Source organism: Streptomyces boluensis, from assembly GCF_009908195.1.
Lineage (GTDB): Bacteria > Actinomycetota > Actinomycetes > Streptomycetales > Streptomycetaceae > Streptomyces > Streptomyces boluensis.
Genome location: NZ_JAAAHS010000046.1, coordinates 20,185 through 29,362, shown reverse-complemented (window position 1 = coordinate 29,362; position 9,178 = coordinate 20,185). Strand labels below are relative to the sequence as shown.

At 70.1% G+C, this 9,178-nt stretch carries 10 protein-coding genes; 7 read left to right on the top strand and 3 right to left on the bottom strand.

Going from position 1 to position 9,178, the window contains the following annotated elements; genetic code table 11:
* Positions 1–100 precede the first annotated feature (100 nt).
* The 3 genes from GUY60_RS09260 (at position 101) to GUY60_RS09250 (ending at position 2,662) form a co-directional block, all read left to right on the top strand.
* A complete protein-coding gene (locus tag GUY60_RS09260) occupies positions 101–757 on the top strand; it encodes a hypothetical protein (RefSeq protein ID WP_161695768.1) in 657 nt (218 codons plus the stop codon).
* Positions 758–843: 86 nt separating this feature from the next.
* Positions 844–2,043: a cyclic dehypoxanthinyl futalosine synthase gene (mqnC, locus tag GUY60_RS09255; protein WP_161695766.1), complete on the top strand. Its 1,200-nt coding sequence runs from the start codon at positions 844–846 to the stop codon at positions 2,041–2,043.
* Positions 2,044–2,062: 19 nt separating this feature from the next.
* Positions 2,063–2,662, top strand: a complete 600-nt coding sequence (locus GUY60_RS09250) for an imidazolonepropionase-like domain-containing protein (RefSeq protein ID WP_161695764.1) — start codon at positions 2,063–2,065, stop codon at positions 2,660–2,662.
* 7 nt (positions 2,663–2,669) lie between these two features.
* Here GUY60_RS09250 and GUY60_RS09245 read toward each other — a convergent pair whose 3' ends face one another.
* Entirely contained in the window at positions 2,670–2,876 is a 207-nt protein-coding gene (locus GUY60_RS09245; RefSeq protein WP_161695762.1) for a hypothetical protein, read from the bottom strand.
* 191 nt (positions 2,877–3,067) lie between these two features.
* Between GUY60_RS09245 and GUY60_RS09240 the strand changes: the two genes are divergently transcribed.
* On the top strand, positions 3,068–3,763 hold the full coding sequence (locus GUY60_RS09240; RefSeq protein WP_161695760.1) for a demethylmenaquinone methyltransferase: 696 nt from the start codon (positions 3,068–3,070) through the stop codon (positions 3,761–3,763).
* A gap of 35 nt (positions 3,764–3,798) precedes the next feature.
* Complete coding sequence (locus GUY60_RS09235; protein WP_161695758.1) at positions 3,799–4,719, top strand: glutaminase; 921 nt, start codon at positions 3,799–3,801, stop codon at positions 4,717–4,719.
* Positions 4,720–4,815: 96 nt separating this feature from the next.
* Here GUY60_RS09235 and GUY60_RS09230 read toward each other — a convergent pair whose 3' ends face one another.
* Entirely contained in the window at positions 4,816–5,340 is a 525-nt protein-coding gene (locus tag GUY60_RS09230) for a GNAT family N-acetyltransferase (protein WP_161695756.1), read from the bottom strand.
* A gap of 120 nt (positions 5,341–5,460) precedes the next feature.
* On the opposite strand from GUY60_RS09230, the gene GUY60_RS09225 reads away from it, so the two are divergent.
* Positions 5,461–6,750 carry a geranylgeranyl reductase family protein gene (locus GUY60_RS09225; RefSeq protein ID WP_161695778.1) on the top strand — a complete coding sequence of 430 codons (1,290 nt, stop codon included), beginning with the start codon at positions 5,461–5,463 and terminating at the stop codon, positions 6,748–6,750.
* 71 nt (positions 6,751–6,821) lie between these two features.
* Here the strand turns inward: GUY60_RS09225 and GUY60_RS09220 are convergent, their stop codons facing one another.
* Positions 6,822–7,619 carry a C40 family peptidase gene (locus GUY60_RS09220; protein ID WP_161695754.1) on the bottom strand — a complete coding sequence of 266 codons (798 nt, stop codon included), beginning with the start codon at positions 7,617–7,619 and terminating at the stop codon, positions 6,822–6,824.
* 1,194 nt (positions 7,620–8,813) lie between these two features.
* Here GUY60_RS09220 and GUY60_RS09215 point away from each other — a divergent pair.
* Entirely contained in the window at positions 8,814–9,173 is a 360-nt protein-coding gene (locus GUY60_RS09215; protein WP_019755222.1) for an NADH-quinone oxidoreductase subunit A, read from the top strand.
* Positions 9,174–9,178 lie beyond the last annotated feature (5 nt).

Below are 9,178 nucleotides of genomic sequence, written 5' to 3'. Positions count from 1 at the left end.
TTCCCCACCCGCTCCGCCCGCCCCGTCGTCCCTGCCGTCCTCGCCGTCTTCGCCAGGGAGCGTTCCGCCGGAGGGCGTTCCGCAGCCCCGTAGTGGTGACGTGGCCGGCGGTGACACCGAGACGGCGGGCAGCGGCAGCGGCCGTGGCCGTCTCGCCCTGTCCGTGGACGCGGGCAGCGTGCCGGGCGCCGACGGCAAGGGGAGGCGGTTGAGCTGCACGGTCGCCCTCGCGGTGGCCGGAGCGCTGGCCGCCGTGACCCTCGGCGGGACCTTCCTCGCCGGGCTGCTGCCCGGCAGCACCGACAGCGCGTCGCGGAAGCCGCCGCAGGCGGGCGAGCAGACCCCCGGCCACCAGGGCAGCGCGAAGCCGGACGAGGAGAAGCCGGACAAGGAGAAGCCGGGCGCCGCCGTACCGCGCAGCTTCCTCGGCACCTGGGAGGGCAAGGCCGAGGCCATGGACGGACTGCTGCCCGCAGGCACGGTCCGCGTCGTCGTCCAACAGGCGGGCCCCGGCGAGAAGTTCGGCACCGCGAGCATGACCGACGAGCTGGGCCTGAGCACCTGCACCGATGTCCTCGTACTGAAGAAGGCCACGGCCGACGAGATCGTCGCCACCGGGCAGGCCAAGGTGAAGGGCGACGCGCGCTGCACGTCGAACGACCACGAGGTCCGCCTCACCCGCGTCGGCGACGACCTGAACTACGTCTCGGTGAATCCGGACGGCGGCAATCCGAAGGCCAGGCTGTCCCGCAGGTAGGCCCTTGCGGGGGCGGAGCAGCCGTACGACCGCGCTGGCGTAGGCTGGATCGGTCCGCCCGTAGTACTCCTGAAAGGGACATCCCGGTGACCGAGAAGGCCTCCCTCCAGTCCGTTCTCGACCGTGCCGCCGAGGGTGGGCGGATCACCGCGGAAGAGGCCCTCGACCTCTACCGCTCCGCGCCCCTGCACGCGCTCGGCCGCGCCGCCGACGCCGCGCGCAAGCTGCGGTACGCGGGTACGGAGCACATCGCGACGTACATCATTGAGCGGAACATCAACTACACCAACGTCTGTGTGACGGCGTGCAAGTTCTGCGCGTTCTACGCCGCCCCGAAGGACACCAAGAAGGGCTGGACCCGCGGGCTCGACGACATCCTGCGCCGCTGCGCGGAGACCGTCGAGCTGGGCGGCACCCAGGTGATGTTCCAGGGCGGCCACCACCCGGACTTCGGCGTCGAGTACTACGAAGAGCACTTCTCGGCGATCAAGAAGGCGTACCCGCAGCTGGTCATCCACTCCCTCGGTGCGTCCGAGGTCGAGCACATGGCCCGTATCTCCAAGGTCTCCGCCGAGGAGGCGATCCGCCGGATCCACGCGGCCGGTCTCGACTCCTTCGCGGGCGCGGGCGCCGAGCTGCTCCCGGCCCGCCCGCGCAAGGCCATCGCACCGCTCAAGGAGTCCGGCGAGCGCTGGCTGGAGATCATGGAGCTGTCGCACAACCTGGGCGTGGAGTCCACCTCCACGATGCTCATGGGTACCGGCGAGACCAACGCCGAGCGCATCGAGCACCTGCGCATGATCCGCGACGTACAGGACCGGACCGGGGGCTTCCGGGCCTTCATCCCGTACACGTACCAGCCCGAGAACAACCACCTCAAGGGCCGCACCCAGGCGACGATCTTCGAGTACCTGCGGATGATCGCCATCGCCCGGCTGTTCCTCGACAACGTCGCGCACATCCAGGGCTCCTGGCTGACCACCGGCAAGGAGATCGGCCAGCTCACCCTGCACTACGGCGCGGACGACCTCGGCTCGGTGATGCTGGAGGAGAACGTCGTCTCCTCGGCCGGTGCCAAGCACCGCTCCAACCTGCAGGAGATCATCGAGATGATCCGCACCGCGGACCGCGTCCCGGCCCAGCGCACCACGACGTACGAGCACATCGTGGTCCACGACGACCCGGCGAACGACCCGGTCGATGCCCGCGTCGCCTCGCACATCTCGTCCATCGCGATCGAGGGCGGCACGGCGCACCCCGAGCTCAAGCTGCTCTCCTCCAACTGAGCGCCCGGACCGAGTCGTTGTGCTGACACTTCACGTCGCCGAGGCGTCCCCCGAGTCGGCCGTCCTCGTCGACGGCGCGACGGTCGCCGCGCTCGGCCAGTACGAGGAGCTGGCCGCCGCCAACCCGCAGGCGCGGGTGCGGCGTTGGCCCGGGATCCTCACGCCAGGACTGCTCAATCCGTACGGCCCGGAGATCCTGGAGTCGACGTACCACCCCGATCCGCGCGAGGCCGATACGTACGGCACCGTGCCGATCGGCGGGGAGCGGGCCCGCGCGCTGTTCCGCGCCGATCCCGCGCGGCTCGGCGCGAGTGCCCGGCGCGGGGTGCAGCGGCTGCTCGCGCACGGCACGGTGGCGATCGCCGGTGAACTGCGCGCCAAGGCGGTCCTGGAGGTGGTGAAGCGCTCCGGGCTCGCCTTCGCCGCCCGCCCGGACCGTCTTCCCGGACCGGTCTCGCTGTCGCCCAGGCCGCTGGTGCTGCTGCCCGGTCTCACCGTGGGCGGCCCGGCCCGGTTCGCGGTCTTCGACGTGCCGGACCGCGCGAGCCTGGTCCGCGAGGGCGCCGCTACGTGTGTGGCCACCGTGATCGACGGGCGGCTGGTCTACCGGGCCCGCTGAGGCCCGTTCAGTCGTCCACCTTGTACGAGCAGGCGACGATCGTCCCCGGCTCGCGCTCCCGTGTCGGGCACTCGGCATCGCCGGGTACGGACGGTGCCGTGGGCTCGGGCTCCGTACGGCCCGAGCTCGGCTCGATGCTGTCGTTGCCGTACTCCGTCAACGCCCACCCGCCGACCACGAGCACCAGCCAGACCCCCACCATCCACCGCTTCACGGTTTCCCCCTTCCGCTTGTCGCGAGGCCTCAGCGTAGGGGGAAGGCCGCGCGCAGCGCAGGCCGTCAGGGGCGCGGGGAACTGCGCGAGCAGCCACAACGGACCCGCAGCCGCCGATGAAACCGCACAGGGCAGGCGCCGCGGCGCAGGCGGCCACGGACGACGACCCGCACCCTGCTTGAATGGGGTACGTGACCCGCGCATCCTTGGACAAGCAGCCGCACGAAGTCGCCGAGATGTTCGACGACGTCGCCGAGAAGTACGACCTCACCAACGACGTTCTCTCCCTCGGCCAGGCCCGCCTCTGGCGCAAGGAGGTCGCGAAGGCGGTGGACGCGCGCCCCGCGCAGAAGGTCCTCGACCTCGCCGCCGGCACCGCCACCTCCTCGCAGCCCTTCGCCCAGGCCGGGGCGTACGTCGTGCCGTGCGACTTCTCCATCGGCATGCTCGGCGTCGGCAAGAAGCGGCACCCGCACATGCCGTTCACCGCGGGCGACGCGACCCGGCTGCCGTTCGCCGACGACGTCTTCGACGCGGTCACCATCTCCTTCGGCCTGCGCAACGTGCAGGAGACGGACCAGGCCCTGCGCGAGCTGTACCGGGTCACCAAGCCGGGCGGCCGGGTCGTCATCTGCGAGTTCAGCCAGCCGACTTGGGCGCCGTTCCGCACCGTGTACACCGAGTACCTGATGCGCGCGCTGCCGCCGGTGGCGCGTGCGGTCTCCTCCAACCCGGACGCGTACGTCTATCTCGCCGAGTCGATCCGCGACTGGCCGGACCAGCCCGCGCTCGCCTCCCTGATGCAGTCGGCCGGCTGGTCGAAGGTGGCCTGGCGCGACCTGACCGGCGGCATCGTGGCCCTGCACCGAGGCTTCAAGTCGGCCTGAGCGCAGTGCCGGAGGAACCAGTGCCGGAGGAACACGTGGACTTCCCTCAGCTGCAGGCCGTCCTGGAGCAGATCGCCGACGAGGTGGGCGCGCTGCCCGGCCGGGGCCGCAGCGCCGACTACATCCCCGCGCTCGCGGAGGTCGACCCGCACCGCTTCGGGATGGCCTTCGCCGACGTCGACGGCCGGGTGCACGGCGTGGGAGAGTGGCAGGTTCCGTTCTCCGCGCAGTCGATCACCAAGGTGTTCACGCTCGCCCTGGTCCTCGCGAAGGACGGCGCCGGGCTGTGGGAGAGCGTCGGCCGCGAGCCGTCGGGCAACCCCTTCAACTCCCTGGTGCAGCTGGAGTACGAGAACGGCATTCCACGCAATCCGTTCATCAACGCGGGCGCCCTCGTCGTCACCGACCGGCTGCAGTCCCTGACCGGCGACGCGGGCGAGGACCTGCTCGACTTCCTGCGCGCCGAGAGCGGCAACCCGGAGCTCGGGTTCGACCTGGAGGTGGCCGCCTCCGAGACCGCGCACGGCGACCGCAACGCGGCCCTCGCGCACTTCATGGCCTCGTACGGGAACATCCGGCAGCCCGTGCCGACCCTCCTCACGCACTACTTCCGGCAGTGCTCGATCGAGATGAGCTGCGCCGATCTCGCCCTGGCCGCGGGCTTCCTGGCCCGGCACGGGCTGCGCGCCGACGGCTCTCGGCTGCTCACGCGCAGCGAGGCCAAGCAGGTCAACGCGGTGATGATGACCTGCGGGACCTATGACGCGGCGGGCGAGTTCGCGTACCGCGTCGGGCTGCCCGGCAAGAGCGGCGTCGGCGGCGGGATCGTGGCCGTCGTGCCGGGCCGGGGGACGCTGTGCGTGTGGAGCCCGGGGCTCGACGAGCGCGGCAACTCCGTTGCGGGCGTGGCCGCGCTCGACCGTTTCACGACGCTGACGGGCCTGTCCGTCTTCTGAACCGGCTGACCTGGCCGAATCGGCGGACCCGGCTGACCCGACTGGCCTGGCGGACCCGGCTGACCCGGTCCGCCCGGCCAGGGCCGGGACGCGCCCCTAGAGCGCCAGCTTGAAGCAGTACCCCGTCTTTCCCGTCGGCGTCGTGAACGTCTCCGCGAGCTCCATGCCGAGGCGTCGGGTCACCGCGATGGAGCGTTCGTTTCCCGCGGCCACCATCGCGACCACCTCGGACACCCCGGCCGCACGGACCCGCTCCAGGGTGGTGCGTGCCGCCGCCGTCGCGTACCCACGCCCCCAGGCGGCGCGGCCGAGCCGCCAGCCGATCTCTATGGCGCCCTCGGGGCCCCACGCGTGCGGCCAGGGCTGCGCACCGGTGAAGCCGAGCACCTGGTCGTCCTCGTCGAGCATGGTCCACAGGCAGAAGCCGTGCTCGGCGTCGTGCCGGCGCTGGCGGGCGGTCAGCTCCTCGTACACCGAGAGCTCGGCCGTCCTGCCGCCGTGGAACTCCATGACCTCGGGGTGGTCGAAGACCCGGTGCCAGGCGTACGCGTCCTCCTCGGTGGGGACGCGCAGCTTGACGACGGGGGTGTGTTCGGCGGTGCTCGGCGTCGGAGACGTCATACGAGGCAACCCTTCGGTCCGTGATCGATACGCCCCCATAGACTGCCCATGTCCAGTGCGCTTCGGCACGTGACTTTGCCGACAGCCGAACTCCGTACCTCCGAGCCCGGGGAGATCCGCGTGACCGAGTCCCTGCCCCTCTCCGAACACAGTGCAGATGTGATCGTCGTCGGGGCCGGGCCAGCCGGCTCCGCGACCGCGTACCACCTGGCCAAGTCCGGACTCGACGTCCTGCTCCTGGAGAAGACCGCGTTCCCGCGCGAGAAGGTCTGCGGTGACGGCCTCACGCCGCGCGCGACCAAGCAGTTGGTGTCGATGGGCATCGACATCTCGGAGGAGGCCGGCTGGCTGCGCAACAAGGGCCTGCGCATCATCGGCGGCGGCGTCCGCCTCCAGCTCGACTGGCCCGAGCTCGCCTCGTACCCGGACTACGGACTCGTGCGCAAGCGCGACGACTTCGATGAGCAACTGGCCCGGCAGGCACAGAAGGCGGGCGCGCGCCTCTACGAGCGGTGCAACGTGGGCGCCCCGATCATCGACAACCGCACCGGCCGCATCACGGGCGTGCACGCCAAGCTCGGCGAGGAGAAGACCCCGGTCACCTTCCACGCGCCGCTCGTGGTCGCCGCCGACGGCAACTCCTCGCGCATCTCCCTCGCGATGGGCCTGCACCGCCGCGAGGACCGGCCGATGGGCGTGGCCGTGCGCACGTACTTCGAGTCGCCGCGCCACGACGACGACTACCTGGAGTCCTGGCTGGAGCTGTGGGACCGGCGCGGCGCCGAGGACCGGCTGCTGCCCGGCTACGGCTGGATCTTCGGCATGGGCGACGGCACGTCGAACGTGGGCCTGGGCATCCTCAACTCCTCCAAGGCGTTCCGGGAGTTGGACTGGCGCGAGGTCCTCAAGGCCTGGTGCGCCTCCATGCCGGCGGACTGGGGCTACACCCCGGAGAACATGACGATGCCGATCCGCGGTGCCGCCCTGCCGATGGCCTTCAACCGCCAGCCGCACTACACCAAGGGCCTGATGCTCGTCGGTGACGCGGGCGGCCTGGTCAACCCGTTCAACGGCGAGGGCATCGCGTACGCCATGGAGTCCGGGCAGATCGCCGCCGAGGTGATCGTGCAGGCGCACGCCCGCCAGACCCCGGCGCAGCGTGAACTGGCCCTGCACCGCTACCCGAAGGTCCTCAAGGACACCTACGGCGGGTACTACACGCTGGGCCGCGCCTTCGTGAAGCTGATCGGCAACCCGAAGGTCATGAAGGTCGCCACGCAGCGCGGCCTGACGCACCCGATGCTGATGAAGTTCACGCTGAAGATGCTCGCCAACCTGACGGACCCCACGGGCGGCGACGCCATGGACCGCATCATCAACGGCCTCTCCAAGGTGGCCCCCAAGGCCTGACGGCCACAGCTACGGCGAAAGGGCCGCCGCTCCGACTGGAGCGGCGGCCCTTTCGTGCGCTTCGGGGTCCGTCAGAGGACGCGGACCGCACCGTCGGCGGGGTAGCCCGACAGGTCCTGGATGACGACGCCCTTGCTGGGGTTCGCGGCGTCCAGGTACTGGCCGTTACCGATGTAGACACCCACGTGGTACGCGGAGCCCTTGCCGCCCCAGTACAGGATGTCGCCGACCTGGAGGTTGCCGGTGCCGACCTCGGTGCCGACCATCGACTGGTCCTGGGAGACGCGCGGCAGGTCGACGCCGGCCTGCTTGAACGCGGCCTGGACCAGGCTGGAGCAGTCCCAGGAGTCGGGGCCGGAGGCGCCCATGACGTACGCGTCGCCGACCTGCGCCTGCAGGAAGCTGATGACGGCGCCCATGCTGCCGCTGGCGGGCGCGACGGAGTCGGCCGCGGAGCCGGAGTCGGCGGAGGCGCTGAGCGTGGTGCGCTCGGCGGCGCGGGCGGCGCGCTCCTCAGCGGCGCGCTCGGCGGCCTTCTTCTTGGCCTTCGCCTTGGCGACGGCCTTCGCCTTCGCCTCCTTGGCCTCCTTGGCGGCCTTGGAGGCGGCCTCGTCCTGCTCGGCCAGGAGCTTGTACGAGTCCGCGGCCTGCTGCGTGGCGTCCGCGCTCGCGGCGACCTTGGTGGCCAGCTCAGTGGTGAGCGTGGGCATCTCGATCGTCTCGGTCACGGGCTCGGCCGCGTGCGCCGAGCCGGCGGTGCCTGCGACCGCGAGGGTGCTGAGGACGCCACCGGCGACTCCGGCGCGCAGCTTGGAGGCGCGCTGCGGACGGGGCTTCCGGTGGCTGGGTATGTGGGCGGTGTGGGACATGAGTACAACCGCTATCAGGGCGTCCGGGTTCCCTTCAAGAAACGTGTGCTGCGCCACAGTTGTGTTGGTGTTGCGTGAATCCCGGGCGTGTCGGCCTTTATTGACGCCGTAACGGGCAATGCGGACACCCATGATCACGCCTGTGATCATGGCCTTTCAGGGTTACGTCCCATTTGCCCCGCACTTACCACCCGGCCCGGTCGATGGCCAACCCCTCGGTCGGCGGCGACTGAACGACGTGGCATAGGTCACGGAAGGGTCACCGCTGGAACGACTCCTCGCGACTGAACATCCGAGCCTCCGCAGGGCAGTTGACGGGTTGTTCGTTGCCGTATGTCCGATCCGGTCCGCTATGTCATGTGAATGCGCCGCACCGAACGTGCCCGCAGGGTGCCGGGGATGTGGCGGCGAGGTGTGTGGACGGGCGCCTCGCACGCCTGGTTCGGCCGGTGTTCTCGGGCGACTTGGGAGGGGCGCCTTCACGGGGGCGTCACGAGGGCTTCATGGGTGCGAAGCGGTGGGTGGCAGTGGGTGGCGAGGTGCGTAGTGGGGTGCGTGGCGGTGGGTGCGGCGCGGGTGCGCCGTGGGGTGCAACCGCGGGGTGTGCCGTGGGTGCCTTCGGCCTGAATCCGCCCCTCCGCGCGCTCGTGAACGCGTGCACGCATTCCCCTCCCTCTCCCGCCGCCCTCCTCCCGTACGACGTGACCGCGCCCCTCGGGTCACACGCGCCCCAGCAGGGCCGGGGAGGCCTCGCCTGCGCTCCGGTCCGTCAACTCCCCTGATTCCTCCGCCCCCTTGAACGGAAGTGCCTCCGAACCCCTGTCCCGCGCGCGTGCGGCGGCTCCAATATCAGGCACCCATGTCCAACGCCAATTTGCTTGCAGCTGCCACCTCTTGATAGAGCCACACCCCCTTCGACCAGGCACGACGAGTGCAGATGTCACCTCTAGTGATCACTTCGGTGCTTCGCGTATGAAGATCACCGCTCATCCGACTTCATGATCCTTCGTCAGGTGGTGGAGATCACAAAGCCGTTGCTGTACCCCGTGTCGCAGATCACAGACCGGCAGGCATAGGATGCGGGGCAGTTGGGCTTGTGAACTGCCTCACATAAGCGTGATCTTCGTGGGGCGGTTCGGGCTCAGAGGTCCGTCCGCCGAAGCAGTCAATGTCGACTGAGAGGAGCGAGGAGCGGTGAACGCATATGCGCCCATCCTCGTATTGGGAGCCCTAGGCGCCGGCTTTGCGATCTTCTCCGTGGTCATGGCCACGCTTATCGGTCCAAAGCGGTACAACCGAGCCAAGCTCGAAGCCTACGAATGCGGTATCGAGCCGACGCCGACTCCGGCCGGCGGTGGGCGATTCCCGATCAAGTACTACCTGACGGCGATGCTCTTCATCATTTTCGATATCGAGATCGTCTTCCTCTACCCCTGGGCGGTCAGCTTCGACGCCCTGGGGATTTTCGGGCTCGTGGAGATGCTGCTCTTCGTGCTCACCGTCTTCGTGGCCTACGCGTACGTCTGGCGTCGCGGCGGCCTGGAATGGGACTGAGGGGC

What these genes read in the sequence shown, in the direction of transcription:
- GUY60_RS09220 (WP_161695754.1), bottom strand. Translation starts at nt 7,619, where the DNA reads ATGTCCCACACCGCCCACATACCCAGCCACCGGAAGCCCCGTCCGCAG.
- GUY60_RS09230 (WP_161695756.1), bottom strand. Translation starts at nt 5,340, where the DNA reads ATGACGTCTCCGACGCCGAGCACCGCCGAACACACCCCCGTCGTCAAG.